This is a genomic window from Paraburkholderia flava (assembly GCF_004359985.1).
Lineage (GTDB): Bacteria > Pseudomonadota > Gammaproteobacteria > Burkholderiales > Burkholderiaceae > Paraburkholderia > Paraburkholderia flava.
In genome coordinates this window covers 1186479-1212891 of record NZ_SMRO01000002.1, presented here as the reverse complement: position 1 = coordinate 1212891, position 26413 = coordinate 1186479, and the positions used below count along the sequence as shown (strand labels likewise).

Sequence of the window (26413 nt, the reverse complement as noted above, 5' to 3'; positions counted from 1 at the left end):
GCCGTTTACAGCGAGTAGTACAGTTCGAACTCGACTGGGTGCGTGGTCATGCGCACGCGTTGCAGTTCGCCTTCCTTCAGATCGAGGTACGCATCGATCATCGTGTCGGTGAACACGCCGCCGCGCGTCAGGAACTCGCGATCCTTGTCGAGCGCTTCGAGCGCCTGGTCGAGGCCGGCACATACGGTCGGGATCTTTGCATCCTCTTCCGGCGGCAGGTCGTACAGGTTCTTGTCGGCAGCTTCGCCCGGATGAATCTTGTTCTGCACGCCGTCGAGACCCGCCATCATCAGTGCCGAGAAGCACAGGTACGGATTGGCCAGCGGATCCGGGAAGCGCGTTTCGATACGGCGACCCTTCGGGTTGCTCACGTGCGGAATACGGATCGATGCCGAACGGTTGCGCGCCGAGTAAGCGAGCTTCACCGGTGCTTCGAAGTGCGGCACAAGACGCTTGTACGAGTTCGTACCCGGGTTCGTGATCGCGTTCAGCGCGCGTGCATGCTTGATGATGCCGCCGATGTAGAACAGCGCGAATTCCGACAGGCCTGCGTAGCCGTTGCCCGCGAACAGGTTGACGCCGTCCTTCCAGATCGACTGGTGAACGTGCATGCCCGAACCGTTGTCGCCGACGATCGGCTTCGGCATGAACGTCGCGGTCTTGCCGTACGTGTGCGCGACGTTGTGGACGATGTACTTCAGTTGCTGCGTCCAGTCGGCGCGCTGCACCAGCGTCGAGAATTTGGTACCGATTTCGTTCTGGCCTTGGCCCGCCACTTCATGGTGGTGCACTTCGACCGGGATGCCGATCTGCTCGAGCAGCAGACACATTTCCGAGCGGATGTCCTGGAACGAATCGACCGGCGCGACCGGGAAGTAGCCGCCCTTCGTGCCCGGACGGTGACCCGTGTTGCCGCCTTCGAATTCCTTGCCCGACGACCACGGTGCTTCTTCCGAGCCGATCTTGACGAAGCAGCCCGACTGGTCCGTGTTCCACTGGATCGAGTCGAAGATGAAGAATTCGGGTTCCGGACCGAAGAACGCGGTGTCGCCAAGACCCGAGCTCTTCAGATAGGCTTCAGCGCGCTTTGCGAGCGAGCGCGGATCGCGTTCGTAGCCCTTGCCGTCGGCCGGTTCCACGACGTCGCAGGTCAGCACGAGCGTCGATTCTTCGTAGAACGGGTCGATGAACGCGGTGTCCGCGTCCGGCACGAGCAGCATGTCCGAAGCTTCGATGCCCTTCCAGCCGGCAATCGACGAACCGTCAAACGCATGGCCGCTTTCAAACTTGTCGTCGTCGAATGCCGACACCGGCACCGAAACGTGTTGCTCTTTGCCGCGCGTGTCGGTGAAACGGAAGTCGACAAACTTGACGTCCTCGTCCTTGACGAGTTGCATGACGTCGGCCACGGATTTACTCATAACCTATCTCCTGATTAACGAATTCGGCGGATCGAGCCGCCGCCCAAATCTAGCTGACCCGTCCGGGCCCGTCCACCCGATCCTTCGAGTGGAGCGAAAAACCGGCGATCGAATCGATCGGCACCAATAAAGCAGCTTCCATGCCACACATGCGCCAAAGCAGCGCAATCCTTTTGCCGGCGTGCGTCCGCGGGGAATCGACCCGGTCGTTGCCGCGGCTTCGCCAGGACACACGACGCACTTCGGCACTATAGCGGTGCATTCGTATGTCCCGCGTTATCTTCGAACACAAAAATGGTGCATTTCGCCCATTCTGCACCGATCCGGCGCATCCGCGCGATCGCTTCGTTCATCGCGTGTTGCGTCGCGACGAATGCGCGCGGTACTGCTCCGCGTGCCGCGCCATCAGCGCGTAGCAGCGCGCCCGCGCCACACGCTAGAATGATTTTTTGGTCCAAGGAGAATCGCCGTCATGAGCACGCTCGAACAGTTGTACGCCCAGGCGGATAAACGCCGCGTCGAAAACCAGTTGCCGTATGCCGGCGCCGTGTCCCCTGCCGAAGCCTTCGAGTTGCTGCAGCTCGATCCGCAAGCCCGGCTCGTCGATGTCCGCACGCGCGCCGAGCTCGACTGGGTGGGTCGTCCGGTGATCGGCGACGGCCAGTATGCGCACATCGAATGGACGCGCTATCCGGGCGGCGTGCCGAACACAGAATTCGTCGAGCAGCTTCGCCAGGTCGTGCCGCCCGATACGCCCGTCTTGCTGCTGTGCCGTAGCGCCGCGCGCTCGAAGCTCGCCGCGATCGCGGCCACCCAGGCCGGCTTCACCCGCGCGTTCGATCTGCTCGAAGGATTCGAAGGCGACAAGGACGGCCAGGGACATCGCAAGACGGTTTCCGGCTGGTGCTTCCGCGGACTGCCGTGGATCGGCGCCTGAACGACCTTGGCGCATCTTGAGCTATCGTCGGCACTGGACATGACACGCCGATGATGCAAACGCCGCAGCGATAACGAAATGCCTCCGCACAACGGAGGCGCGCATTCAACCCTGCGGCTTCGCGCCGCCTGCCTCCGCCGCGACCTCGACGATATCGCCGCCGAGCAGATGCACGCCTTCGCGCAGCTTCACGAACGCGGCAGCAACCGCTTCGGGCTCGCCCTTCACGCCCAGATCGATGTGCCGGCGCGCGTAGATGCCGCCGCGCTCCGCATCGCCGACGCTCGGCAGACTGAACACCCGCACGCCCGGAAAATCCAGCTCGATCTTTTCCATCAGCGGCGTCAGCGTCGATTCGGGCAACTCGAATACGAACAGCGATTTCTCCGCGTGCGGCGTCGCGTGATGCAGATGCGCGTAGCGCGAGTCCAGCACCCATTCGATCATCGGCCACGCCATCACCGGAAAGCCCGGCACGAAATGATGATCGCCGACCGAGAAGCCGGGAATCTTGTTGTAGCCGTTCGGAATGATCGACGCGCCGCGCGGAAACGTGCCCATGTTCAGGCGATGGCGATTCTCCGGCGAATCGAGATCGATCGGCGTCGGCGAATTCGCCGGATGCATGTCGCGGATGCGCTGCTGGATCAGCACTTCGGCTTCGGAATGCAGTTCGAGCGGCACGCCGAGCGCGGTGGCCGCGCACTGGCGCGTGTGATCGTCCGGTGTTGCGCCGATGCCGCCCGTCGAGAACACGATGTCGTCCGACGCAAACGTGCGGCGCAGCGTCGCGACGATCCGTGCAGGATCGTCGCCGACGTACTCAGCCCACGCGAGTTCGAGACCACGCGCGCCGAGCAGTTCGATGACCTTCGCCAGATGCTTGTCGGTACGTCTGCCCGACAGGATTTCATCGCCGATGATGATGACGCCAAATGCCATTACGGCCTCTCGATAAAAGTCAGTAGGGAGTCACCGCCGTGCGCGCGCCCTGCTCGTCCGCGCGCATCCGCTGCAGCGCGCGCAGGCAGTAGTAGCCGAACCAGAGCGCCGAAAACACGAGGATGAACGCGTAGATCCAGATGGTCACGGCCGTGATGACCGGAAACAGCACGATCAGCCAGACCGACGACGCCCACAGCAGCGTCGGCAGCGAACCGAGCAACCCGCTCGCGACGCCGATCAGCAGTAGCGGCAGCCGGTAGCGACGTATCAGCGCACGCCGTTCGTCGGCGCTCGCATGCAGCGCAAGCGCATCGTAGGTCATCACGCGATACGTGAGCCAGCCCCACAGCAGCGGCGGAATCAACGCGAAGAACGGCGGCACCAGCCACAGCGGCAGCGTGATTACCAGCAGCACGAGACAGATCACGGTGGTCACGAGCGAATGCGCGAGGCTACCGTACCATGTTCCGCCGCGCCGCATCTCGAGCGCCGCGAACTGCCGCGCCGACAGATGGCGGATCACAGCGGGCATCGACAGCGTCGCGATCAGCAGCAGCACGGTGACGACGATCAACGGAATCGCCACCGCGATCACGATGAACGGCGCGATCACCGCATGCAGCGACGAAAACCCGAGCCAGCCGAACAGGTTGTACAACGTCGTCGTGAACGACCAGCCTTCGAGCCACGTGCGCGTCGCGCCGGTCAGCGTCTGCCAGAAGAACCACAGGATCAGGCCCCACCCGACCGTGGCCGCCGCGAACGGCATGAACGTCAGCCACAGCATCCGCGGATGAAGCGCACTCGTCAGCGCGCGCCCGAACGAGCGCAACAGATCATTCATGCGAGCCGGTGCCGGTGAATGAAGCGGTGGGAAGAAAAGGAAACGGAACAGTCATCGGGACAGGATAAACCAGTCGCGATGACGTCGGTAGGTTGTGGGACGGATGGGCGAGGAAAGACAGATCGAAGGAATGCAGCAGCAGCGAGACAGCAACGCCCCTCGTCAAACCGCTGCGGCATCCTCGCCAGGCGAACCAGGCGAACCCGGCGTCCGCCCCTTCGACGAAAGCCGCTTCGCGATGCGCTTGAACGCGAGCCCGTGCTGCGCCCAGAAACCCTCGCCGTACGACCGCCCGTCGAGCTGGTCGCGAATGCCGGTCGGCTCCATTTCGCGGCTCCACGACACGCTGCGGAACAGCATGTCCCACCACGGAAACAGCACGCCGAAATTGCAGCCGTACTTCAAGCCTTCGTGCCCGTAACCGATCGCGTGATGCCGGCGATGGAACGTCGGGCTGACGAGCAGCCGCTCGCCGAGCCAGCCGAAGTACATCCGGATGTTCGCGTGCTGCACGCTCTGCGCGAGATTCGTGATCGCGACCAGCACGACGAACTGCGCCGGCGGTACGCCGATAAACAGCGCGATCAGCGCAAAGAAACTCGCCTGCAGCAGATCGTCGAACAGATGGTTGCGGTCGTCGGCCCACAACGACATCTGCCGCTGGCTGTGATGCACCGCGTGCAGTTCCCACCAGATGCCCACGCCATGCTGCCAGCGGTGATACCAGTAGCCGGCGAAATCGAGGATCAGCAGATAGATCGCGAACGTGACGAGCGGCTGCGTCGTCACGCCGGGCCAGATGTTGTCGATCTCGATGTTCGCGATATTGCGCAGCCGCAGCCAGCCTTGAACGTTGTCGAAGAACGGCTGCAGCGCGAAGAAGAAAAAGAGGTTCAGGATGCCGAGCTTCGCGATCCACGTGTAGATCACGTCGACGCGCACGGCCTTGCGGTTGTCCCACTTCTCGACCGGGCGCAGCGCCTCGAGCGGCCGCAGCACCGCGTACATCGCGAGCACTTCGAGCACGCCGACGATCACCCAGTACAGGCTGTCGTACGTATCCTCGTCGTAGTCCATCAGATCGAAGCGATACAGCAACGGCTGCACGACGTCCACGTACAGCGCGGTCTGTATCGTGGAAACGAGGCTGTCGAGAGCGGAGAAGATCAGATGGAACATGGTACCTGTCACGCTTCACACGTCGTGCCGGCCCGCATGCGGACCGGCGTTACCGCGACACGTGCTACCGTCACGCGCCGTTCGGCGCGGTGACCGGCGCGCGGTCGTAGAAATAGATGCCGTGCGGCGAACGGCCGACGGCGATCGTCTGGATCAGCTTGCGCGTCGTCAGGTCGATGATACCGACGTGCTTCGCGAAGCGGAACGTTACCCATAGATACCGTTTGTCGGCCGTCAGTTCCATATCGTCGGGCCCCGGCATCAGACCGGTGATGTCACCGACGTTGGTCAGCGTGTCTTCGTCGATGATGCTGATCGTGCTCGCCACCCGGTTCGACACCGCGACGTGCCGGCCGTCATCGAGCGAGCGGAAGTTGTGCGCGCCCTTGCCGGTCGGAATCGTCTTCACGATCTTCTGGTTCCGCCAGTCGACCACCGCGACGTAATCGGCGCCCGTCATGCCGATCAGCAGGTATTTCTCGCCCGGCGTCATCCACAGTCCGGCGGGCACCTTGCCGACTTTCATCTTCCATTTGACGGTCTGCGTAGCCAGATCGACCGCCGCGAGTTCGCCCGAGACCTGCAGCGTGACGAACACAGTCTTGCTGTCGTTCGTGAACGCCATGTGACTCGGCATCACCGCGAGCGGCAGACGCTTCGCGAGCGTCAGATCGTGGCCGTCGTAATGATAGATGTCGAGCCGGTCGAGCCGCAGCCCGGTCGTGACGAGCCATTTACGATCGGGCGAAAAACCGAGTTGATACGGATCTTCGATGTTTTCGATCCAGCGTTGCGGCTTGCCGGTTTTCGGATCGACGAACAGCAGATTGTTCGACACCGAATTCGCGACGATCAGCGACGAGTTGTCCGGCGTCGCCATCAGGTGATGCGGTTCCTTGCCGGTCGGCACGGTCGCGACGACCTCGTGCGTGGTCTCGTCGATCAGGCTCAGCGTCGCTTCGCCGGAATTGAGCACGATCACGTTGTTCGCGTGGACTGCCGGGGAGAAAAAACCTGCGGCAACGGCGAGTGCCGCGCCTGCTGCGAACGTGCCGGTCAACTGATTAAAGCGGCGAAGGGAAAATTTGCGCATGAAGTGTCACATCGAAGAACAGCCGTCATTGTAGAACGTTTGCCGGCGCGCGCGGTTGACGCAAATCGACCGCGCGCGGCGAATCCGTTCAACGCTGCATCGATTCCCAGACCTTCGCGAGCCGTTTGACCGACACCGGCATCGGCGTGCGCAACTCCTGCGCGAACAGCGAAATGCGCAGTTCTTCCAGCAGCCAGCGGAATTCGGTCAGACGCGGATCGGCGACACCGCCGCGCTGCGCGAGCGCACGCTGATAGTGCTGCGCGAGCGGCTGACATTCCGCCGACTGCCGCGCGTCGCGTGCCGAATCGGCCTTCAGCTTGTCGATGCGCAGCGCGATGCCCTTCAGATAGCGCGGAAAATGCGCGAGCTGCGCATACGGCGTATCGATGACGAAGCGCTTGCCGACCAGCGCGTCGAGCTGGTTCTGCATGTCCGCATACGCGGCAGCGAACGGCTTCGCCTGCGGCAGCTTCTTCAGCACGGCGGCGTAGTCGCCGAGAATCTGCCCGACGAGCCGCGCGATTTCCTGCGCGAGCAGCGTGAGCCGCCCCCTGCCTTCGTCGCGGCGCGCGTGAAAACTCGCGTCGTCGGTGGGCAGCGGGTCCTGCAGACACGCGCGGTCGAGTGCGACGTCGATCAACTGGTCGCGCAATTCTTCCTGCGTGCCGCGCGGCATGAACTGCATCGCCATTTCGCGCAGCCCCGGCAGGTTCTTCTCCAGATAGCGAATTGGCTCGCGCAGCTGCAACGCGAACAACCGACGCAGCCCCGCACGATGAATCCGCGACGCTTCGTCAGGAGAATCGAACACTTCGACGTCGCAGTGCGTGCCGCGATCGACGAGCGCCGGATAACCGAACAGCGTCTGCCCGCCACGGCGGATTTCGAGCAGTTCGGGAAGCTTGCCGAAATTCCAGGTCGTGAGGTTTTCGTACAGCGCGGTGGCGGTCGCGGTCGCAGGTGCCGATGCAGCGCCCGTTTCGCGCGGCGTGGACGGCGCTTTGCCGCGAGCCGCGCCACCACCTTGCGTTGGAGTCTGCGCAACCGTGCGCGCGTCACCCGGCGCATCGTTCAGCGTCACCCCCGCCGCAATCTTCTGAAACTGCTGCTGCGCCTGACCACCAAGCTCCGCACGCAACTGCGAAAGATTGCGGCCCATCGCAAGCTGCCGCCCGTGCTCGTCGATCACCTTGAAGTTCATGAACAGGTGCGCGGCCAGCGTCTCCAGCTTGAAGTCCGCCTGACGGACAGCAACCTGTGTCTGCTCGCGGATGTCGGCGATCAGCGTCTCCAGGAACCCACCCGCGCCGAAGCGCTGCCCTGCCGTGCGCTCGACAAAACCCGCCGCATATTCGGGCAGCGGTACGCAATGGCGGCGCAACTTCTGCGGCAGCGACTTCAGCAACAGCTGGGTCTTCTCTTTAAGCATGCCCGGCACGAGCCATTCGCAACGCCGCGCATCGACCTGGTTCAGCGCATACAGCGGCACCGCGAGCGTCACGCCGTCGCGCGGCGTGCCCGGTTCGAAGTGATAGGTCAGCGCCATCTCGACGCCGGACATCGTCATCCGCTTCGGGAACAGATCGGTCGTGACGCCGGCGGCTTCGTGACGCATCAGATCGTCACGCGACAGGAACAGCAGCCGCAACTTCTCTTCCGGCTGACCGCTCTTTTTCACCTCGTCGCGATACCAGCGCTCGAACGACGCGCCGGTATGGATGCCCTGCGGAATCGCCTGGTCGTAGAACCCGAAGATCAGCTCGTCGTCGACCAGCACGTCCTGGCGGCGTGACTTGTGTTCGAGTTGCTCGATGTCGGCGAACAGCTTGCGGTTGTGCGCGAAGAACGGGAGCTTCGTATCGAATTCGCCTTCGACCAGCGCGCCGCGGATAAACAGCTCGCGTGCCCGCGCCGGATCCTGGCGGCCGAACGCGACGCGCCGCCGGTGATACACCGTCAGCCCGTACAGCACCGCCCGCTCGAACGCCGACACCTGCGCCGCGCGCTTCTCCCAGTGTGGCTCCGACAGCGATTTCTTCAACAGATGCGCACCGACGCGCTCGATCCACTCCGGCTCGATCTTCGCGATACAGCGCGCGTAAAGCCGGCTCGTCTCGACGAGTTCGGCGGCGATCACCCAGCGCCCCGCTTTCTTCACGAGCGCCGAGCCCGGCCACAGGAAAAACTTGATGCCGCGCGCGCCGAGATAGTGCGGCTCGTCGTCGGCTTTCAGACCGATGTTGCCGAGCAGCCCGGTCAGCAGTGCGAGATGGATCTGCTCGAACGTCGCTTCGCTTTCGTTCAGCCGCCAGCCGTGTTCGCGGACCACCGTCAGCAGTTGCGAATGGACGTCGCGCCATTCGCGCAGCCGCAGATGCGACAGAAAATTCGCGCGGCACGCGTCGGCGAGCTGGCGATTCGACTTCTTGTGCTCGACTGCTTCCCCGAACCACGCCCAGATTTTCAGCCACTGCAGGAATTCGGAACGCTCGTCGGCGAACTTGCGGTGCGCCTGGTCGGCCTGCTCCTGCGCTTCGACCGGACGGTCGCGTGGATCCTGCACCGACAGCGCGCTCGCGATGATCAACACTTCGGCGAGCGCCTGCTGATCACGCGCGGCCAGAATCATCCGGCCGACGCGTGGATCGAGCGGCAGCCGTGCCAGTTCGCGACCGAGCGGCGTGAGCGCGTTGTCGTCGTCGACGGCGCCGAGTTCGTTCAGCAGCTGGTAGCCGTCGGCAATCGCGCGGCCCGGCGGCGGCTCGATGAACGGAAACGTTTCGATGCCGGTGAGATGCAGCGACTTCATCCGCAGGATTACCGACGCGAGCGACGAGCGCAGGATCTCCGGATCCGTGAAGCGCACGCGCGACTGGTAATCGGTCTCTTCGTACAGGCGGATGCAGATACCGTCGGCAACCCGGCCGCAGCGACCCGCGCGCTGGTTCGCTGCGGACTGCGAAATCGACTCGACCTGCAACTGCTCGACCTTGTTGCGGTACGAATAGCGCTTCACGCGCGCGAGCCCCGTATCGACGACATAGCGGATGCCCGGCACCGTCAGCGAGGTTTCGGCGACGTTGGTCGCGAGCACGATGCGGCGCGCGTTCGACGAACGGAACACGCGCTCCTGCTCGGCGGCCGACAGCCGCGCGAACAGCGGCAGGATCTCGGTATGCGGTGGATGGTGCTTGCGCAGCGCTTCGGCGGCGTCACGGATCTCGCGCTCGCCGGGCAGGAACACGAGTACGTCGCCCGAGCCTTCGCGGCACAGTTCGTCGACTGCATCGACGATCGCGTCCATCAGATCGCGATCGCGGGCTTGCCCGCTTCTGGCGCGGTCGCGTCCGCTCGTGCCTTCAGCGGCTTTCACGGCGGGACTATCTTCGGCCACTGGCCGGTAGCGCACTTCGACCGGATACAGCCGCCCGCTCACCTCGATCACCGGCGCGGGCTTTTCGTCGCTGCCGAAGTGACGCGCGAAGCGGTCCGCGTCGATCGTCGCCGATGTGATGATCAGCTTGAGGTCGGGCCGCTTCGGCAGAATTTCTCTCAGATAGCCGAGCAGGAAGTCGATGTTCAGGCTGCGCTCGTGCGCTTCGTCGATGATCAGCGTGTCGTATGCGCGCAGCAGCGGATCGGTCTGCGTTTCGGCGAGCAGGATGCCGTCGGTCATCAGCTTGACCGACGCGCCCGGCGCGAGATTGTCCGTAAAGCGCACCTTGTAGCCGACCACTTCGCCGAACGGCGTGCCGAGTTCTTCGGCAATCCGTCGACCGGTCGCCGACGCCGCGATCCGGCGCGGCTGCGTGTGACCGATCAGCCCGCTGCCGCCCGCGCCGAGACCGCGTCCGAGCGACAGACAGATTTTCGGCAGCTGCGTCGTCTTGCCGGAGCCGGTCTCGCCGCTGACGATCACCACCTGGTTCGCCGCGATCGCCCGCGCGATCTCGTCGCGTCTGCCGGACACGGGCAGCGCTTCGGGGAACGTAATCGGCGGAATGGGATTCGGTTCGACGACGCGCGGTGCGCGCGGCGCGCTGCGGTTGGGCCGCTCGGCGCGCTCATTGCGGTCGGTACGGTCGGTGCGGCCACCCTCGCCGCGCGGCTTGTCGCGGCGCGGTGAAGGTGCAGACGGCGATGCGGACGGAGTGGCAGACGGCGACGCTGACGGCAACACAGACGAAGCAGCAGACGACGCCGGCGAACGCTGCGCATCGCGCGGCACCGGCGCCGTGTCGCGGCGAGGCTGCGCCGGTTTGTCTTGCCCGGCGCCCGATGCATTTTTTGCGTTCGGCGAGGCGGGACTTTTGGGTACATTCGACATGGGGGCGCATTATAATCCCGGCATGAATTCTCAAACCGACCTCGTCCCCACGCCCGCGAGCGCGCCGGCCCCGTCCGCCGCCACGGAATCCGACTTGCAGCATGCGCAGTTCGTCGACTGGATGCGATCGGTCGCCCCCTATATCCACGAGTTCCGCAACAAGACGTTCGTCGTCGGGTTCGGCGGCGAAGTCGTGCATCAGGGTCTGCTGAATGCGCTGGTGTCCGACATCGCGCTGCTGCAGGCGATGGGCATCCAGATCGTGCTGGTGCACGGGTCGCGTCCGCAGGTCGAGGAGCAGATGAGCCTGCACGGCGTCGAGTCCGAGTTCTCGCACGGCATGCGCATCACCGACGCCCGCGCGCTCGAATCCGCGAAGGAAGCCGCCGGCGAAGTGCGTCTCGACATCGAGGCCGCGATCAGCCAGGGTCTGCCGAACACGCCGATGGCGCACGCGCACATCAACGTCGTGTCGGGCAACTTCGTGACGGCGCGGCCGGTCGGCATTCTCGATGGCGTCGACTTCGCGCACACGGGCGTCGTGCGCAAGATCGACGCGGAGTCGATCCGCCACTCGCTCGCGAGCCGCAAGCTGGTGCTGCTGTCGCCGCTCGGCTTCTCGCCCACCGGCGAAGCGTTCAACCTGTCGATGGAAGATGTCGCGTCCGCCGCCGCGATTGCGCTGCGCGCCGACAAGATCGTGTTCCTGACCGAAACGCCCGGCCTGATGCAGGACGGCGAAGAAGGCACCGAACTGGTCCGCGAACTGTCGCTCGACGACGCGTACAAGCTGCACGAAACCGGCGAGGTCACCGGCGACGCCGGCTTCTATCTGAAGCATTCGATCCGTGCATGCCGCGGCGGCGTCGCGCGGGCGCACATCATCCCGTACGCGCTCGACGGCAGCCTGCTGCTCGAACTGTTCCTGCACGATGGCGTCGGCACGATGATCTCGTACGAGAACCTCGAGAGCCTGCGCGAAGCGACGCCGGACGACGTCGGCGGCATCCTGACACTGATCGAGCCGCTCGAAACCGACGGCACGCTCGTGCGGCGCGGACGTCACCAGATCGAACGCGACATCGACCACTTCTCGGTGATCGAGCACGATGCGGTACTGTTCGGCTGCGCGGCGCTGTATCCATACCCGCAGGAGCGCATCGGCGAAATGGCCTGCCTGACCGTCGCGCCCGAAGCACAAGGCTCCGGCGACGGCGAGCGCCTGCTGAAACGCATCGAGCAGCGCGCACGGGCGCGCGGCCTCACGCGCATCTTCGTGCTGACGACGCGCACCGAACACTGGTTCCTCAAACGCGGCTTCGTGAAGGCAACGGTCGACGACCTGCCGGAAGATCGCCGCCGCCTCTATAACTGGCAGCGCAAGTCGCTCGTGCTGATGAAGCAGCTCTGAGCGCACACAATAACGACTGCCGCCCCACCCCGTTACAGGAGAAGCACAGAATGGCCCGTATGGTTCAATGCGCGAAGCTCGGCAAGGAAGCCGAAGGCCTCGATTTCCCGCCGCTGCCGGGCGAGCTCGGCAAGCGGATCTACGAGAGCATTTCGAAGGAAGCGTGGCAGGCATGGCTCAAGCAGCAGACCATGCTGATCAACGAGAACCGTCTGAACATGGCCGACCCGCGCGCGCGCCAGTACCTGATGAAGCAGACCGAAAAGTTCTTCTTCGGCGAAGGCGCCGATCAGGCGTCGGGCTACGTGCCGCCGTCGCAGAGCTGATCGCTTCCCGATCTGTCGACCGATCCGCGCCGCGTGCGCGGATTTTTTTTGCCTTTTTCGAGCCGCCGAAAGCGTCGTCCGGACGTGATCGACGCGTACCCGGCGATCCGCCGGAATCGCCCGCCACATAAGGGTTAAGCGGACGCTCCACTCCTCCCGCAGCACCCCGCGTTTGCGCGATCCTCTGTCATCGTGCTATCATGTGCATCGTTTCAACAGCAATTCACCCTCATTCGCGTTCAATTCGCGGCTGGGTTGCCGCTTGGCACCAGCGTCCTTCGGGGCGTTTCCAGGCAGCGTCGCCCGTCACGAATCGGATAGTTTTTTATACAAGAAGGCTTGTCGGTTACTCGCAGTTTGAGCTGCGGTTCGAGCCGCGGTTTGAGTCGAAACTCATCACCGGCCTTTTTCGTTTCAAGCCTTTCAATGGCGCAGGCCGCAGTGCCCGCGTCGTCCTGCATCTGCCCCCCTCCACGGCCACGCAGATGCAACCCTGTCAGCACCTCGAACGAGTGCAATTTCGCGACGGCCCGTGCGATGCGGGGGCGTCGGCGTTTTTCTTCGCCACTGCGTGACTCGCCGGCTTCGTGCCGTCGTCCGCTCGCGAAACTGCACTTTCCCGACAACCGTGGCCCGGCGTTCGCGTCCGGTCGCAGTCCATTGGAAAGGGAGTTTCACCTTGACCGCATCCAGCAACGGCTTCTGGCGACATCGCAAGCAGGACGATCGCCTCACCCTCGACGACATCACCGTCGTCGACAAATCCCTCCTGAAGCGCGCAGTCGGCGCGATGGCACTCGGCAACGCGATGGAATGGTTCGACTTCGGCGTGTACAGCTACATCGCCGTGACGCTCGGCCAGGTATTCTTCCCGTCGAGCAGTCCGTCCGCGCAGTTGATCGCCACGTTCGGTACGTTTGCAGCCGCGTTCCTCGTGCGGCCGATCGGCGGGATGGTGTTCGGGCCGCTCGGCGACCGCATCGGCCGGCAGCGTGTGCTCGCGATGACGATGATCATGATGGCGTGCGGCACGTTCGCGATCGGCCTGATTCCGTCGTACGACTCGATCGGCATTCTCGCGCCAGTGCTGTTGCTGGTCGCGCGGCTCGTGCAGGGTTTCTCGACCGGCGGCGAATACGGCGGCGCCGCGACCTTCATCGCCGAGTTCTCGACCGACAAGCGACGCGGTTTCATGGGCAGCTTTCTCGAATTCGGCACGCTGATCGGCTACGTGCTCGGCGCGGGCACGGTCGCGTTGCTGACGGCCACGCTGTCGCATGACGCGCTGCTGTCGTGGGGCTGGCGCGTGCCGTTCATGATCGCCGGGCCGCTCGGTCTGGTCGGTCTGTACATCCGGCTGAAGCTCGAGGAAACGCCCGCGTTCAAGAAACAGGCCGACGCGCGCGAAGCCGACGACAAAGCGCATGCGCCGCAGCCGCTGCGCGAACTGCTCGCGCAGCAATGGAAGCCGCTGCTGCTGTGTGTTGGCCTCGTGCTGATCTTCAACGTGACCGACTACATGGCGCTGTCGTATCTGCCGAGCTATCTGTCGGCGACGCTGCACTTCGACGAAACGCACGGTCTCTTCCTGGTGCTGCTCGTGATGGTGCTGATGATGCCGATGACGCTGTACGCAGGACGGCTGTCCGATCGCCTCGGCCGCAAGCCGGTGATGCTCGCGGGTTGCGTCGGCCTGTTCGTGCTGTCGATTCCCGCGCTGTTGCTGATCCGTACTGGCGACACGCTGCCCGTGTTCGGCGGTCTGCTGATTCTCGGCGTGCTGCTGTCGTGTTTCACTGGCGTGATGCCGTCCGCGCTGCCCGCACTGTTCCCGACGCGCATCCGCTACGGCGCGCTCGCGATCGGCTTCAATATCTCGGTGTCGCTGTTCGGCGGGACGACGCCGCTCGTCGCCGCGTGGCTCGTCGATACGACCGGCAATCTGATGATGCCCGCGTACTACCTGATGGGCGCGTCGCTGATCGGCATCGTGTCGGTGCTCGCATTGCGCGAGACGGCGCGCAAGCCGCTGCCGGGTTCGGGCCCGAGCGTCGCGACGCATGCGGAAGCGCACGCGGTGCTGCGCGGTCATCGCGAGGCGGAAGAGATGGATGAGGCCTACGAAGCGAGTGCGACTGCGCGGGCTTGATGCATGAAAGAAGAAACGGGCCGGCGTCGAGAGACAACTCGATGCCGGCCCGTTTTGCGTTCTGTCGTGCGTCGCTTTCAGTGCGGCGTTAAACCGTCAACGTATGCAGCGTCGCCGTCGCGCGTGCGTCCGTGATTTCCAGCATCCCCACCGACACCGGCAACTTGAAACGCCGCGGCCCCGCGCTACCCGGATTGACGAACAGCACGCCGTCGCGCGTATCGACGAGCGGCTTGTGCGAGTGTCCGGTCACCACGACGCCGATATCGTCGCGAAGCAGATCGTCGGTCACGTCGGCGATGTCGTGTACGACGAGGATCGTCACCTGCTGGATGGTCAGTGTCGTGTGAACGGGCAATGCATGCGCCCATGCACCGGTGTCGTTGTTGCCACGGACGACAGTGAGCGGCGCGAGCGCGGCAAGCGCATCGAGTACCGCGCGCTCGCAGATATCGCCGGCATGCACGATCGCATCGCAACCGGCGAGCTGGGTCAACGCCTCGGGACGCACGAGGTTGTGCGTGTCGGAGATCAGGCCGATGCGGGACGTCGATGATCGGGTGGACATGGGTGATTCGGCGATGACGTTAGCGTTGATGGTAGAGCATCGAATGAAAACACACGCGGTCACACCACTGTGGCAACACGCTGCCGCCTTCCGACCAGCCCCTTCGTCGCCCCCTGCACCACCACCGACACAACCGCCGCGCACGCAAAAGCCAGCAGCACACCGGTATGCGGCAACAGCGTCGCGGTCACCGCGAAGAACGCCGCGAACGAAGCGCGCCCGATCACCATACCGCGCGTCAGCAGCGCGACGAAGCCCGCTCCATGTGCGCGCTGCGCGGACACCGCGAGCACCATCCCGAGCAACGGAAACACCGACAGCAACCCGCTCCACGCAGCGCCCATCGATGCGGACAGCGCCGTCACCGCGAGCGTCAGCAACGCGCCTGCGAGCATCCGCATGCCGAGGTCGACGGCACCGATGCGCGCGACCGGCACGACCGTCGTCGTGCGCGGCAGCCAGGTCTGCGACACCATCACGGCCGCGCACGCGGCGGCAAACGCCCACGGCAATTGCGCAGGCAGTTGCGCGAGCAGCAGCACCGCGACGCCCCACGCGACGAGTCCGGCGCTCGCGGCAAGCGGCCATGCGAAGCGTCGGCAGGTCCATGCATACGCGAGGTTGAACGCCTCCGACCCGGCGATCGCTGCAATCGAAGCAAGCGATGCCTGCGCAGCAAAAACAGGCCCGCGTTCGAGCGCGAGCAGCAGCACGATCGGCCCCGAGACCACCGGCAGCCCAGCGAGCCAGCCCGAGACTGCCGGTCCCCACACGCGACCGGCTATCGTGAGCGCCGCCAGAAAACCTGGGACGAGCGCGAGCTTGAGCGCGAGCAGCACGTCAATCCTCCTGTACCACGCGCTCGATGCGCCGGTCCGGAATGAACCACAGCACAGCGGCGAACGTGTAAAGCCCTACCGATATCCACGGCTCGACGAACGCGAGCACCACGCCCGCCAGATAGATCACGACCGACACCTTGCCCTTGATGTCGCGCCCGACCGCTTTCGCAATCGTCGAGTCGCGTCCGTGGCTACGGATCAGCACGTGAATCAGGATGAAGTACGCGAACGCCGCCATGCACAGCACGAAACCGTACAGCGCGGTCGGCCACGACGCGAGATGACTCTCGCCGATCCAGTGCGTGACGAGCGGAAACAGCGACAGCCAGAACAGCAGATGCAGATTCGCCCACAGCACTGCGCCGTTGACCTTCTGCGCCGCATGAAAAGTGTGATGGTGATTGTTCCAGTAGATCCCGACATAAACGAAGCTCAGCACGTACGCGAGAAACACCGGAATCAGCGGACGCAATGCGTCGAGACCGATGCCTTCGGGCACCTTCAGCTCGAGCACCATGATCGTGATGATGATGGCGATCACGCCATCGCTGAAGGCTTCGAGTCGTCCTTTGCCCATCTGCCGGGTTCCCTGTCGGTTGGCGCATTGCGCGCGGGTGACGGGATTATCGGCGATGCGCGGGCGGGTTGTCGATGCCGCTCGGCGTGCGGCATCGACCCGTTTCATCTCGTTATTCGAGTGGCTTTAGTCTGTCGAGCAACGTGGGGATCAGTTCGCTGATCGTCGGGTGAATGTGCATCGCGTATTGCAGCGTGGTGTATGGCGCATCGGCGGTCATGATGTCGATGAACGTGTGGATCGCCTCATCGCCTTCGATGCCGTGAATCGCCGCGCCGAGAATGCGCTTCGTCTGCGGATCGACGAGTGCCTTCATGAAGCCGTCCGTTTCGCCGCGCTCGCGTGCGCGGCCCACGCGCGACATCGGCATCGTCGCGATCAACGCGGGACGGCCGCTCGCGCGCACGTCGCTCTCCGATAGCCCTACGCGTGCGAGCGGTGGATCGACATAGACCGCGTACGCCATGATGCGATCGTCGACGCTGCGCTTACCGCCATCGAGCAGATTCGCGGCGACGATCTGGAAGTCGTCGTAGGACGTATGCGTGAATGCACCTCGACCGTTGACGTCGCCGATCGCCCAGATGCCGGGCACGCGCGTGCGCAACTGGCCGTCGACGGGAATCATGCCGTGCCTGTCGGTCGCGAGGCCGGCCGCGTCGAGGCCGAGATCGTCGGTGTTCGTACGACGGCCGGTGGCGAACAGCAGATGGCTCGCGTCGACGGGTTCGCCGCTGCTGCTACCTGCTGCGAAGCTCACGCGCACGCCGCTGCCGTCGACCGCGAGCGGCTCGACGCGCGCAGGCTCCGCGCCGAAGCGAAACACGATCCCCTCGCGTTCGAGCACCGACTGCACGCCATGCGCGAAATCCTCGTCCTCGCGCGCGAGTATCCGATCGCCGCGCACGAGCACCGTGACGCGGCTGCCGAAACGGCGGAACACCTGAGCGAATTCAAGCGCGATATAACTGCCGCCGACGATCGCGAGATGATCGGGCAACTCAGTCAGTTCGAGTAACGAGGAATTGGTGTGATAGCGGATGCGCTCGAGTCCTTCGACCGGTGGAACCACCGCGCGCGTACCCGTGTTGATGAAGATCTCGTCGGCTTCGAGGTCTTCTGTCGTGCCGTCGTTGTTTTCGACGCGCAGCGTGTGCGGGCCGGTGAAGCGCGCATGCCCGTTGAACACCGTCACGTTCTTCGTGCCGCGCAGCCATTTCTCCACGCCGTCGCGCGACTCGGCCACGACGCCGTCCTTGCGCGTCTTCACCTTTGCCAGATCGACATGAACCGGGCCGCCGATCTGCACACCCAGTTCCGCCGCGTGCCGCGCGACATGCGCGGCACGCGCGCTCGCTACATAGCTTTTGGTCGGCGTGCAACCGACGTTGACGCAGGTGCCGCCGAACGCCGCGCGCTCGACGACCGCCGTCGTTCTGCCGCTTTCACCGAGGCGCGCGGCAAGCGGCGCGCCGCCTTGCCCTGTGCCGATGACTACCGCGTCGAAATGCCGAGGCATGACCGATCTCCCGAAGCTGTTGGCTCCGCGTCATCTTACGCCTCGATGTGGATAGCTCCTGTGCGCTTGCGCATTGTCATCAGTGAACCGCGCATCAAGCCGCGCAATCGCCGCAGTCGCCGTGATGGAACAGCCGGCGCGAGCGCTGCAACGCGGCCTGAGCACCGCGCGTCGCGACCATGAAACCCACCTGCCCGAGATTGAAATCCTGCGACACCATCAATTGCATGAGCGAGACCATCGGCAGCACGAGTGCCGGGTGATATAGCTGTCGTTCGATCAGATCCTTCATGGCCGCTCCCATCGCGCGGAGCCGCTTCGGCGCTGCGCTGCAAATGACGTTTCGATGAGAGCATTTTAGGAACCCAGCGCCCGCAGATAAATGGGCGGAATACGAAGTCACTTGTCGCGTGAAGCGAACAATCGCCGGCAGCGCGGCGGACCGTGCGTGGCGGACGCTCGGCACGCCCGCCGGCGCGGGTTCGACGCCTAGTCGAGCGGCGTCGCGATGAACTCCGGCAGCGCCTCCGCGCGCGCCGACAACGCTGCGAGCGCCGGATAGCGGACCGGATCCAGCGCACCCGGCAGCATGAAGTCCGTGAAGCGCCACGCCACCGCGATCGTGATGTCCGGCTGCATCAGCCGTTCGCCGCACAGCCAGCCTTCGCGATTCGCGATCATCGACTCGAGCTGCGTGTACGCCGCGTGCATCTGCGTGTTCACGCGGTCCACCCACGGTTCGTGCTGCCGCTCGACGGGCCGCAAGTGGCGCTCGTACACCTGCTGCATGGCTTTTTCCGTGGCAGCGAGCGCGAAGCCGACGAGCTGCAGCCGCGCGGCTGGGTCCTCGGGCATCAGCCGCTCTGCCGGCGCGACCTTGTAATCCAGATGATCGAGGATCAGCGACGACTCGATCAGCAACGTGCCGTCGTCCTCGATGAACGTCGGCGCCTTCACGACCGGATTGATCTTCACGAACGTGTCGTAGTCGCGAAACACCGACACGTTGTGACGCTCGAACGGCAAGCCGAGCACGCCGAGAGAAATTGCGACGCGACGCACGTAAGGGGAGTCCAGCATGCCGATCAACTGCATCTTCGTGCTCCAGATAAGGAAGAGGATCGCCGGGGAACGCCGGCTCGCGAAGCCGCGATGAAGCGGCTTCGCGAGTGTCGCATTCCTGCGCGTCGCGCTCAAGGCTCGGTGTATTACGGCGTGCTTGCGTGGCGATGGCGGAGCGGGACGGCGATGCGAGTCTTGCTGTCACGGCGTGGCTTCGCGGCGTGCGTGTACGTGTGCGCGTGGGATGCCGCGCGGAAGTACGCACGGAGATACCCGTTCGACTCCCCTTCCCTCGCCTTTTCGTCGCGCCGTGCATGACCGCCTCCTGTTCGTCGTCCGAAGCGCGATTTGCGCGCTTTCGTTGCACGACGAACGGCGATCCGCCGGTTCGACACGACACAACAAAATTCTTTGCGCGGCCGGCACGCTGCAGCATCGCGTCGCGCGGAACGGCCCCTGCTTCCCGTTACTTCAACTGCTCCTCGATCGATCGCGTCAGCGGCGTCTGGACGTCGCCGGTATGGCGGGTCGATACCGCTTCGATCAGCACGATCCAGCACTCGTCGTGCGCGACCGGGTTGTGCAGCACGCCCTTCGGCACGACATGCACCATCCCTTCGGAGAGTTCGACCACGCGACCGCCTTCGTATTCCATCCGCAGATGGCCGCGCAGGATGTAGAACAGCTCGTCCTCGTCGCGATGGCTATGCCACGTCAGCTCGCCCTTCACCTTCGCGAGTTTCATGTACTGATCGTTGACCTGCGCGACGACTTTCGGCGACCAGTAGTCGGTCACGTCATCGAATGCGGACGCGAGATCGAACGCTTCCGCGAATCCTGCTTTACTCATGCTTATCTCCACATCGGAATGATCGATACCGCGAGCAGGATGCCCAGTACCGTGTTGACGGTTCGCCATTGACGCGGCGTACGCAGCAGCCGCGCGAGCAGCACGCCGGCCGCGCACCACAGCGCCATCGACACCAGCGCGCTGCCGCCGAACGCACAGGCGAGCAGCAGCGCGAGGTGCAGCGGCCCGTTCGCGAGCATCGCGAACGACGCGGCCGCGCCGAGCGCCATCGCCCAGCCTTTCGGGTTGAGCCACAGCAGACACGCGCCGCCGACGAGCGTCGTCGGCATCGCGGAGGCCTGCGCGCCGCGCCTGAGATCCGGCGGCCCGCTGCGCGCGATCTGCCACGCGAGCCACAGCAGATACGCGCTGCCGATCGCCTTCATCGCCGTCTGCAGCGCGGGGGCTGCGAGCAGCACGCTCGCGAGGCCGGCGGCGGATGCGGCCGCGAGCGACGCGAGACCCACCGCGATGCCGGCCATCAGCGGAATCGAACGGCGAAAGCCGAAGCGCGAGCCGGACGCCGTCGCGAGCGCGGTTGCACCGCCCGGCGTGATCGTCGCGACGACGACGAACAGGAGCAGCGGCGCAAGCGAACCGGCGCCTGCAGTAGACACGGAGGAAAGCACGGACATGGCGGACACGCTGACGTAACCCAAAGAGACGTCACTGTAGCCAGCCGGCCATCATTAGAAAATCGAAAGATTCTGATGCCATGTATTAGCTTCTATAATGCGACGATGGCACGCAACCTTGTCCACAACCTCGATATCTCTCTTGTCCGCACGTTCGTCGCCGTCGCTGAGCGCGGCAGCATGACGGTCGCCGCGAACACGCTGCACCTCACGCAGGGCGCAGTGAGCCAGCAGATCAAGCGGCTCGAGGAATCGTTCGGCTCCAGCCTGTTCGAACGCGTCGGGCGTCAGCTGGAACTGACGCAGGTCGGCGAGCGTTTTCTCGGCAAGGCAAAGCGCCTGCTCGGGATGAACGACGAGATCTGGGCCGACATGGCCGCGCGGCCGCTCGCAGGACAGGTGCGGCTCGGCGTGCCGTACGACCTGGTCGGCGCAAGTTTCTCGCCGATCTTCAAGGCGTTCACCGAGGCGTGGCCGAATGTGGAGATGTCGATCGTCTGCGGCTCGTCGCCGGAACTCGCGGACTGGCTCGCGCGCGGATCGCTCGACCTCGCGGTGGTCGAAGAGCCCGCGACCCATGCGGGCGGCGAATGTCTGCGGGTCGAACGGCTGGTGTGGGTCGGCGCACGCGGCGGCAATGCGCACCTGAAGCGGCCGCTGCCGATCTCGATGGTCACCGACACCTGCGCGTTTCGCGACAGCGTGCTCGACGCGCTGCGCGAGCACGACATCGAATGGCGCACAGTGTTCGAGAGCGGCAACATCGAAGCGACGACCGCGACGGTGCGCACCGGCCTCGCGATCACCGCATGGCTGGTGTCGACGGTTCCGGCCGATCTCGACATCCTCGGCGCGGATGCGAAGCTACCGGAGTTGCCGCCGTTCGCGATCAGCCTCTACCTGCCGGAGCATGGCGGCAGTCCGGTCGCGCGCGAACTCGCGCAGTTCGTCAGGGATGGGTTGTTGAAGCAGCATCGGGCGGCTGCGGCTTGATGAGGTGGATCAACGGAGTGATTTGATCCACCACAGCGCGAGCTTATGACGTGCGTTCAGGCGCGGGGGGCGGGATACGCCGTTCCGCTCACGATGTCGTCGATAGCAACACCGTCCCAATCGACCGATTGAACATCGCGACGCTTCACGCCCAGATACTGGCTATGACAATACAGCCCCTGCACCCATTGACCGCGCAGATAGGGATCGGCAAGCGACGAGAACTTCCCCGTGATCGGGTTCGCCATCGCGGCTTCAATACATTCGAAGCCGAGCGCCGGGGAAAATAATGCGCGGAGTCCCATGTCGCTGAACTGGAAGAAATGCCACGGACGTTCATGCGACGAGTACGAGAAGTGTGTCTCGATGAACAGCATTCCGCCGACCTTCAGCAGTTTCGATATTTCCTGCGCGACGACCCAAGGCATGGCCAGATGCTCGAACACCGCGGTCGAATAGATCAGGTCGAATTTCTGTTCCTTGTCGAAGTACGTGGAAAGCTTGTGGGCATCGCCCACCACGTCGACGTTATTTCCCGGGTAGTAGTCGAATCCAGTGTACTTCGCGTTGGTGAACAGACTTTTGGCATTGGATACTCCGGTGACCTCGCGGCTACCGATCTCGAGCACGCTCATGCCCTCGTGATTTCCAAGCTCGAGAACCAGATTGCTCTGGTTTAGATGGGCGTTTTTCAGCTTGTCCGGCGCCGGGATACTGTTGTCCAGCAACGCGCGATCTATCTCGGCATCGGACATCGTCGGCTTGAACTGCATCCTTTGCTCGTTCTGCCCGTATCTGACGAAGTGTGCGAATCCCGTGAACATCGGGTTTCTCAACGCTTCCTGTGCAAGATCTGCATTGGCGAGCAGGTAGCCCAATTCGCTGAAATTTTCAAAAGTCGCGAGTTCTTTGATCATCTTGGGGAAAGTTTTGACTGCAACGGTCACTAAGAATGTGCATCGGCTTTTCAGCCGGAGAGATAGCTTAACCGGGGCAATCAGACTGGACCAGGATGAACTGGTTGTGACACTCGCGTGTGTCGAGTTTGCGCGTGCGTTTTGGTAGTCGATCCGGCCGGCGCTCGAACGGTATCATCGGGCCTTCGCTCAAACAAGGCCCGCCTCGCCTGACGCGATGATTCGACCAAGGGTTCAACATCGTGATTCGCTAGCGCCTCGCCGGGTTGCGTGAGCACATCCGCTTAACCGTAGATGCAGCCCCCAGCGAAGCGCTTCAACCTCACCGCCCCACAGCCAGCACCCCACTCGCCCCACGACGTCCCGCTTCGACGAGTGCGCCGAATCCAAGCCCGATCGTCGTCCACAGAATCGCCTGCATGCCGAGCGCGGCCATGCGAAATTTCCACAGCAGCACGGCCGGGAAGGCAGCGGGGACTTCGTTGATCGACGGCAGTCCGGCCTGCACCGCCGCGATGATGACGATGAACACGCCGGCCGCGAGAATCGCGCCGTTCCATGCGCCGTAGCGCGCCGCCGCGCGACGCCGCAGCTTCAGCGAGAACACCGTCGCCGCGAGCGAGATCGCGATCATCAGGAAGTACAGGCCCGTCCGATAGCCGATCGTCTCCGGGTCGCCGACCGATGGCGGATTGGCCGGGTATTTGAGCCCCGGCACCACGACGATCGACACGAACGCCGCGAGCGCCAGGCATGCGGACAACGCGCGTGCGCCGAGCTTGCCGACGCGGCCGTACGCATACGCGAACACCAGCGAGAACAATCCGCCCGCCGCTGCGCCGTACACGACGCAACCGGTCAGCAGACCGAGCCCTGCCTGCGTATGGCGGCTGACGAGTTCCGGCTCGGGCGCTTCGCCTTTCGCCGCATCGGCTTTTTCTTCGAACGAAATCGCGCGATCTACCTGCGGTTCACCCGCGATCCTCGCGAAACCGAACGTGAGCAATCCTGCGGCGATGCCTACGAGCATCCCGCGCATCAACAATCGACCTGTCATCGCAATGCTCCGTCAGTGGCAGGGAAAGCCGAGCAGATGGCGGCCGTCGTGCACGAACTCGTGCACATACATGCCGGGAATCAGCGATGTCGCGCCTTCTTCCGCGCCGACGAAGTAGATCGCCAGCAACAGCAGCAGACCGCCGAAGACGAACCACGGCAACAGCTCACGCAGCGGGATGGGTGCCGGCTGGGCAGCCGGTTGGAAAACAGCATCGGTCATGACGGACTTCTCCTGGGGTTGCGCGCCCCGATAGTCGTTGGAAAGAGAGGACGCAAAGCTAGGGTCTGGCTTCCGGTTCGTCGATGAACCGATTACAGTGGCGCGACCGCGCCGGGCTTGCACCGGCTTCCTTGCTTTGGTGACGGTATTCTACGCGTTAAACCTCGCTGTGCCGCCCTACGGTGAAGCGCTTTACAAGGGACGATGTGATGCACACACGGCTCTGGCTCGTGAGCCACGCGGCCACCGCGGCGATGCGCGCGGGCCGCTTTCCATCGGACGATCCGCTCGACGCGCGCGGCATCGCTGACGCGCACGCGTATCGCGAGCGGTTCGATGTGCCGCGCGATGCGACCGTATTCGTCAGCCCCGCTCTCTGCGCACGCGAAACAGCCGACGCGCTCGGCCTCGCTGCACAGCCTGCGTCCCCGCTCGCCGATATGGACTACGGCCACTGGCGCGGCCAACGTGTCGCCGATGTCGCAAACGCCGATCCATCCGCGCTGTCCGCATGGAGCACCGACCCCGACGCCGTCGTGCCCGGCGGCGAATCGTTCGCTGCGGTAGCGACACGCGTCGCGCGATGGCTCGATGCACTCGACGACGTCCCTTTCGTCGTCGCGGTCACGCATGCGGTGGTGATTCGCGCGGCTGTGCTGCATACGCTGAAGATCCCTCTCGCTGCAGGCATGCGGATCGAAATCGGGCCGCTGTCGAGGGTGGAGCTGCGGCGTTCGATGCGTGGTTGGGTGTGGTGGCCTGGTGCGTAGCGTGCGTGCGCTGAAGGATCGCGCACGCTACGCTGCGGCGTCGCTTTGCTGCGGTTGCGGTCGGGTCGCATCGCGAATTGACGGAGCCTCGTCTCGCGACTTCACCTGCGCGATCGCCATGCTCACCATTGCATCGTCGCCCCCACGCCCGCCGCGCTGCTACCGCTGGTCACCCCCGCGCCGGCCCGGACTTGCAGGTTATCGGTCAGGCGCGCGGTCGCGCTAACCGCAACCGCCTGGTAACCACGATACGTGCCGACACCTACACCGAGCGCAATCGTCTTGTCCTTGTCGACATCGCCAATCATGCTGAGCGCAGTCACCGCCGCGATACCCGAGTATGCGTTGCGCGCGGTTTGATCGATGCTCTGTTGCACACCGGCGATGCGCCTGTCCGTGTAGCTGTTCGCTTGCCGCATTCCGTCCGACGTGACCCGGTTCAATTGATCGAGATTGACCGCATCGGTGGCTTGCGTGCCTTCCGCTACGTTGACGAGTTGCCGTTGCTGCGCGGCATTGCCTATCGAGACGACATTGCGGCGGCCGCCATCGTTCGAATTCGCTCCGATCGCCGCCGAATTGGCACCGGCGGTGACGGTGGGCTTGTCGGCGCCGGTGCCCTTCATGTCGGCAGCCACGCCGTTGGCGGTTCTGATCTGCTCGACACGTTCGTAGATACCCGTCGATAGCGACGAAAGCTGCGCGCCGACGTTTGCGACGCCGGTAGACAACGAGCCGATGCCCGTCGACACAGAGGTGGCCAGCGACGCCACGTTGCCGTCGGTCGTGCTGAGGCCGGTGGACAGCGAACTCATGCCGTTCGCGATCGACGTCGACAACGAAGATACGTTGCTGCCGGTCGTGCTCAGTCCGGTGGACAGCGAACTCATGCCGTTCGCGACCGACGTCGACAACGACAATACGTTGCTGTTTGTCGTACCCAGCGCTGTGGACAGCGAACCGATACCCGCCAAGGTCGACGTGGACAGCGACGTCAGTTGCGACACGTTCACGGCGTCGGTCGGCTGGACGCCGTCGGCGACATTCGCAAGCGCTACAGGCTTTTGTGAGTTGGCGCCGCCCAGCGTGACTTTCGTGTGATCGGGGCTGTCGTACTGCACCGAATCGGCGACGACGGTCGATAAGGAACTGACGTTGCTGGCGGCAGTACTTAGACCGGTCGACAGTGAACCGATGTTGCCGTTGGCCGTGCTCAGGCCGGTAGATAGCGAACCGATGTTGCTGTTCGCTGTACCCAGTCTAGTCGACAGTGAACCGATATCGCCGTTGGCTGTACTCAAGCCCGTCGATAACGAACCGATACCCGTCGAAACAGAAGTGGACAGCGACGACAGCTGCGCACCGTTCACTGCGTCCGTGCTATCCGGACTTACCGTGGCCGGCATAAGACCGGTGATCAGATGCCCCTTCATATCGACAGTCGCGTTGATTTCGACCTTGGAAGATTTAATGGCCAATGTGCCATTATTAAGGCCAACGATCTGCACTGCATTGCTTACATTATTCGCGCTCTCTAAATACCCATTTCCATCCCCAGTATTTCCAATTGAAAAAGAAAAATTCCCATCAGATGGGTTTTCTGTATGCGTACCATTGGCATCAATAATCACGCCAGCGGTACCATGAAATGCAGCGAAATACCCACTGTTACTCGCCGGAGGCGCAGTCTGCGCCAGCGCGAGATTCACGCTCAAGCCACTCCCGGAAAACAGCAAAACCACGCGAACGATAGCAAGCGAGTAGCG

25 protein-coding genes and 1 riboswitch are annotated in these 26413 nt (G+C 63.9%); of the genes, 6 read left to right on the top strand and 19 right to left on the bottom strand.

What is annotated here, in order from left to right:
* Positions 1–5: 5 nt before the first annotated feature.
* Positions 6–1421 carry a type I glutamate--ammonia ligase gene (glnA, locus tag E1748_RS16855; RefSeq protein WP_133648318.1) on the bottom strand — a complete coding sequence of 472 codons (1416 nt, stop codon included), beginning with the start codon at positions 1419–1421 and terminating at the stop codon, positions 6–8.
* 472 nt (positions 1422–1893) lie between these two features.
* Between glnA and E1748_RS16850 the strand changes: the two genes are divergently transcribed.
* Positions 1894–2358: a rhodanese-like domain-containing protein gene (locus E1748_RS16850; protein WP_133648317.1), complete on the top strand. Its 465-nt coding sequence runs from the start codon at positions 1894–1896 to the stop codon at positions 2356–2358.
* A gap of 105 nt (positions 2359–2463) precedes the next feature.
* Here E1748_RS16850 and E1748_RS16845 read toward each other — a convergent pair whose 3' ends face one another.
* From E1748_RS16845 to hrpA, 5 genes are all read right to left on the bottom strand, one after another.
* Positions 2464–3300: a competence/damage-inducible protein A gene (locus E1748_RS16845; RefSeq protein ID WP_133648316.1), complete on the bottom strand. Its 837-nt coding sequence runs from the start codon at positions 3298–3300 to the stop codon at positions 2464–2466.
* A 19-nt stretch (positions 3301–3319) separates the two neighbouring features.
* Positions 3320–4147, bottom strand: a complete 828-nt coding sequence (locus E1748_RS16840) for an EI24 domain-containing protein (protein ID WP_133648315.1) — start codon at positions 4145–4147, stop codon at positions 3320–3322.
* A 162-nt stretch (positions 4148–4309) separates the two neighbouring features.
* Positions 4310–5326: a sterol desaturase family protein gene (locus E1748_RS16835; RefSeq protein ID WP_133649408.1), complete on the bottom strand. Its 1017-nt coding sequence runs from the start codon at positions 5324–5326 to the stop codon at positions 4310–4312.
* A gap of 70 nt (positions 5327–5396) precedes the next feature.
* Positions 5397–6419, bottom strand: coding sequence for a YVTN family beta-propeller repeat protein (locus E1748_RS16830; protein WP_166653580.1), 1023 nt, complete (start codon positions 6417–6419; stop codon positions 5397–5399).
* Positions 6420–6507: 88 nt separating this feature from the next.
* On the bottom strand, positions 6508–10749 hold the full coding sequence (hrpA, locus tag E1748_RS16825; protein WP_133648314.1) for an ATP-dependent RNA helicase HrpA: 4242 nt from the start codon (positions 10747–10749) through the stop codon (positions 6508–6510).
* 22 nt (positions 10750–10771) lie between these two features.
* Between hrpA and argA the strand changes: the two genes are divergently transcribed.
* On the top strand, positions 10772–12160 hold the full coding sequence (gene argA / locus E1748_RS16820) for an amino-acid N-acetyltransferase (RefSeq protein ID WP_133648313.1): 1389 nt from the start codon (positions 10772–10774) through the stop codon (positions 12158–12160).
* A 50-nt stretch (positions 12161–12210) separates the two neighbouring features.
* The gene (locus tag E1748_RS16815) at positions 12211–12486 is read left to right on the top strand and encodes an oxidative damage protection protein (protein WP_133648312.1); all 276 of its coding nucleotides are present in this window, start codon (positions 12211–12213) and stop codon (positions 12484–12486) included.
* Between the two features lie 239 nt (positions 12487–12725).
* Here E1748_RS16815 and E1748_RS16810 read toward each other — a convergent pair whose 3' ends face one another.
* Entirely contained in the window at positions 12726–12947 is a 222-nt protein-coding gene (locus E1748_RS16810) for a hypothetical protein (RefSeq protein ID WP_133648311.1), read from the bottom strand.
* A gap of 218 nt (positions 12948–13165) precedes the next feature.
* Here E1748_RS16810 and proP point away from each other — a divergent pair, with 218 nt between their 5' ends.
* Entirely contained in the window at positions 13166–14635 is a 1470-nt protein-coding gene (gene proP, locus E1748_RS16805; protein ID WP_133648310.1) for a glycine betaine/L-proline transporter ProP, read from the top strand.
* 88 nt (positions 14636–14723) lie between these two features.
* On the opposite strand, the gene E1748_RS16800 is transcribed toward proP, so the two are convergent.
* The 8 genes from E1748_RS16800 to E1748_RS16765 form a co-directional block, all read right to left on the bottom strand.
* Positions 14724–15203, bottom strand: a complete 480-nt coding sequence (locus tag E1748_RS16800; protein ID WP_133648309.1) for a metallophosphoesterase family protein — start codon at positions 15201–15203, stop codon at positions 14724–14726.
* 59 nt (positions 15204–15262) lie between these two features.
* Positions 15263–16039, bottom strand: a complete 777-nt coding sequence (locus E1748_RS16795) for a hypothetical protein (RefSeq protein WP_133649406.1) — start codon at positions 16037–16039, stop codon at positions 15263–15265.
* Between the two features lie 4 nt (positions 16040–16043).
* Positions 16044–16622, bottom strand: a complete 579-nt coding sequence (locus E1748_RS16790) for a TMEM175 family protein (protein WP_133648308.1) — start codon at positions 16620–16622, stop codon at positions 16044–16046.
* Positions 16623–16734: 112 nt separating this feature from the next.
* On the bottom strand, positions 16735–18141 hold the full coding sequence (locus tag E1748_RS16785) for an FAD-containing oxidoreductase (protein WP_133648307.1): 1407 nt from the start codon (positions 18139–18141) through the stop codon (positions 16735–16737).
* Positions 18142–18235: 94 nt separating this feature from the next.
* Positions 18236–18433 (bottom strand): hypothetical protein, encoded by a 198-nt coding sequence (locus tag E1748_RS16780; protein WP_133648306.1) that lies wholly within the window; start codon positions 18431–18433, stop codon positions 18236–18238.
* 197 nt (positions 18434–18630) lie between these two features.
* Positions 18631–19236: a glutathione S-transferase family protein gene (locus E1748_RS16775; RefSeq protein WP_133648305.1), complete on the bottom strand. Its 606-nt coding sequence runs from the start codon at positions 19234–19236 to the stop codon at positions 18631–18633.
* 433 nt (positions 19237–19669) lie between these two features.
* Positions 19670–20053, bottom strand: a complete 384-nt coding sequence (locus E1748_RS16770) for a cupin domain-containing protein (RefSeq protein WP_133648304.1) — start codon at positions 20051–20053, stop codon at positions 19670–19672.
* Between the two features lie 2 nt (positions 20054–20055).
* Positions 20056–20688: a LysE family translocator gene (locus E1748_RS16765; RefSeq protein WP_133648303.1), complete on the bottom strand. Its 633-nt coding sequence runs from the start codon at positions 20686–20688 to the stop codon at positions 20056–20058.
* 105 nt (positions 20689–20793) lie between these two features.
* On the opposite strand from E1748_RS16765, the gene E1748_RS16760 reads away from it, so the two are divergent.
* A complete protein-coding gene (locus tag E1748_RS16760; protein WP_240766667.1) occupies positions 20794–21681 on the top strand; it encodes a LysR substrate-binding domain-containing protein in 888 nt (295 codons plus the stop codon).
* Positions 21682–21737: 56 nt separating this feature from the next.
* On the opposite strand, the gene E1748_RS16755 is transcribed toward E1748_RS16760, so the two are convergent.
* From E1748_RS16755 to E1748_RS16745, 3 genes are all read right to left on the bottom strand, one after another.
* Positions 21738–22628 carry a class I SAM-dependent methyltransferase gene (locus tag E1748_RS16755; protein ID WP_205965251.1) on the bottom strand — a complete coding sequence of 297 codons (891 nt, stop codon included), beginning with the start codon at positions 22626–22628 and terminating at the stop codon, positions 21738–21740.
* A gap of 292 nt (positions 22629–22920) precedes the next feature.
* The gene (locus E1748_RS16750; protein WP_133648301.1) at positions 22921–23655 is read right to left on the bottom strand and encodes a CbtA family protein; all 735 of its coding nucleotides are present in this window, start codon (positions 23653–23655) and stop codon (positions 22921–22923) included.
* Positions 23656–23667: 12 nt separating this feature from the next.
* Positions 23668–23877, bottom strand: coding sequence for a CbtB domain-containing protein (locus tag E1748_RS16745; protein WP_133648300.1), 210 nt, complete (start codon positions 23875–23877; stop codon positions 23668–23670).
* A 39-nt stretch (positions 23878–23916) separates the two neighbouring features.
* Positions 23917–24059: riboswitch (cobalamin riboswitch) on the bottom strand.
* A gap of 27 nt (positions 24060–24086) precedes the next feature.
* Between E1748_RS16745 and E1748_RS16740 the strand changes: the two genes are divergently transcribed.
* Positions 24087–24647, top strand: a complete 561-nt coding sequence (locus E1748_RS16740) for a histidine phosphatase family protein (protein WP_133648299.1) — start codon at positions 24087–24089, stop codon at positions 24645–24647.
* Positions 24648–24769: 122 nt separating this feature from the next.
* On the opposite strand, the gene E1748_RS16735 is transcribed toward E1748_RS16740, so the two are convergent.
* Entirely contained in the window at positions 24770–26356 is a 1587-nt protein-coding gene (locus E1748_RS16735) for a YadA family autotransporter adhesin (protein WP_240766665.1), read from the bottom strand.
* Positions 26357–26413: the final 57 nt, after the last annotated feature.

Coding starts and splice junctions, on each gene's coding strand:
- glnA (WP_133648318.1), bottom strand. CDS start 1,421: ATGAGTAAATCCGTGGCCGACGTCATGCAACTCGTCAAGGACGAGGAC.
- E1748_RS16850 (WP_133648317.1), top strand. CDS start 1,894: ATGAGCACGCTCGAACAGTTGTACGCCCAGGCGGATAAACGCCGCGTC.
- E1748_RS16845 (WP_133648316.1), bottom strand. CDS start 3,300: ATGGCATTTGGCGTCATCATCATCGGCGATGAAATCCTGTCGGGCAGA.
- E1748_RS16840 (WP_133648315.1), bottom strand. CDS start 4,147: ATGAATGATCTGTTGCGCTCGTTCGGGCGCGCGCTGACGAGTGCGCTT.
- E1748_RS16835 (WP_133649408.1), bottom strand. CDS start 5,326: ATGTTCCATCTGATCTTCTCCGCTCTCGACAGCCTCGTTTCCACGATA.
- E1748_RS16830 (WP_166653580.1), bottom strand. CDS start 6,419: ATGCGCAAATTTTCCCTTCGCCGCTTTAATCAGTTGACCGGCACGTTC.
- hrpA (WP_133648314.1), bottom strand. CDS start 10,749: ATGTCGAATGTACCCAAAAGTCCCGCCTCGCCGAACGCAAAAAATGCA.
- argA (WP_133648313.1), top strand. CDS start 10,772: ATGAATTCTCAAACCGACCTCGTCCCCACGCCCGCGAGCGCGCCGGCC.
- E1748_RS16815 (WP_133648312.1), top strand. CDS start 12,211: ATGGCCCGTATGGTTCAATGCGCGAAGCTCGGCAAGGAAGCCGAAGGC.
- E1748_RS16810 (WP_133648311.1), bottom strand. CDS start 12,947: ATGCAGGACGACGCGGGCACTGCGGCCTGCGCCATTGAAAGGCTTGAA.
- E1748_RS16800 (WP_133648309.1), bottom strand. CDS start 15,203: ATGTCCACCCGATCATCGACGTCCCGCATCGGCCTGATCTCCGACACG.
- E1748_RS16790 (WP_133648308.1), bottom strand. CDS start 16,622: ATGGGCAAAGGACGACTCGAAGCCTTCAGCGATGGCGTGATCGCCATC.
- E1748_RS16785 (WP_133648307.1), bottom strand. CDS start 18,141: ATGCCTCGGCATTTCGACGCGGTAGTCATCGGCACAGGGCAAGGCGGC.
- E1748_RS16780 (WP_133648306.1), bottom strand. CDS start 18,433: ATGAAGGATCTGATCGAACGACAGCTATATCACCCGGCACTCGTGCTG.
- E1748_RS16775 (WP_133648305.1), bottom strand. CDS start 19,236: ATGCAGTTGATCGGCATGCTGGACTCCCCTTACGTGCGTCGCGTCGCA.
- E1748_RS16770 (WP_133648304.1), bottom strand. CDS start 20,053: ATGAGTAAAGCAGGATTCGCGGAAGCGTTCGATCTCGCGTCCGCATTC.
- E1748_RS16765 (WP_133648303.1), bottom strand. CDS start 20,688: ATGTCCGTGCTTTCCTCCGTGTCTACTGCAGGCGCCGGTTCGCTTGCG.
- E1748_RS16760 (WP_240766667.1), top strand. CDS start 20,794: ATGGCACGCAACCTTGTCCACAACCTCGATATCTCTCTTGTCCGCACG.
- E1748_RS16750 (WP_133648301.1), bottom strand. CDS start 23,655: ATGACAGGTCGATTGTTGATGCGCGGGATGCTCGTAGGCATCGCCGCA.
- E1748_RS16745 (WP_133648300.1), bottom strand. CDS start 23,877: ATGACCGATGCTGTTTTCCAACCGGCTGCCCAGCCGGCACCCATCCCG.
- E1748_RS16740 (WP_133648299.1), top strand. CDS start 24,087: ATGCACACACGGCTCTGGCTCGTGAGCCACGCGGCCACCGCGGCGATG.